The organism is Pseudoalteromonas sp. T1lg21 (assembly GCF_002964625.1).
GTDB classification, from domain to species: domain Bacteria; phylum Pseudomonadota; class Gammaproteobacteria; order Enterobacterales; family Alteromonadaceae; genus Pseudoalteromonas; species Pseudoalteromonas gelatinilytica.
Genome location: NZ_PQBX01000045.1, coordinates 1 through 638, shown reverse-complemented (window position 1 = coordinate 638; position 638 = coordinate 1). Strand labels below are relative to the sequence as shown.

Annotated in this window: 1 protein-coding gene; it reads right to left on the bottom strand. The window is 39.3% G+C overall.

The window, feature by feature from the left end:
- Positions 1-638, bottom strand: a 638-nt coding sequence (locus C2M25_RS10245; RefSeq protein ID WP_158679700.1) for a hypothetical protein, incomplete at both ends; no start/stop codon positions are given.

The following is a 638-nucleotide window of genomic DNA, read 5'->3' as shown; positions in this document are numbered from 1 at the left end:
GCCTAGACCAAGAGAAGGTGAGTTACTTACACCTAATGCAGTAAAGGCACCCTGACTATCTAAACCTTCAATAACAAAGAAATATTTAAAACCCGGCTCTGCCATGAATTTGCATGATAGAAATACATCATTGTGATCAAGCGGGAATGAGACTGGCACTACCTCATTGATAAAAGGCTGTACTTGTTCAAAGTTATTAATTGACGCTGTTTGAGCTGTTTTATACACCTTATAACGAACTTGGGTAGTAGATGCAGGGTGAATACTTGTAGCGGAATCTAAAATATTCAATTCCAAGTGAACTGCATGAACATATTCCGCTGATGTGAACTCTTTAGCGAAAGCCCAACTAAAAAAGTCTCTACCAGCCCAATGGGCCTTATCAGTGTAAAGACCGTTCGTAACATCTGACGTTAAAAGCGGATACGTATTACCCAAAGATGAAGTTATTTTGCCAACCAAGTCAGACACAACATCGTTACTAGCTTCAACAGGGACCTGAGTGAATGCTTGTATATAAATACCCGTATCTTCCGTTGTGAGGTTTATTAAATTACCTTCTGCATTGTAATAATAACCTTTAAAAGCCTGACCAGCTTCGTCTGGTGTTGTGTTTGAAACACAACCCATTGGTTGAA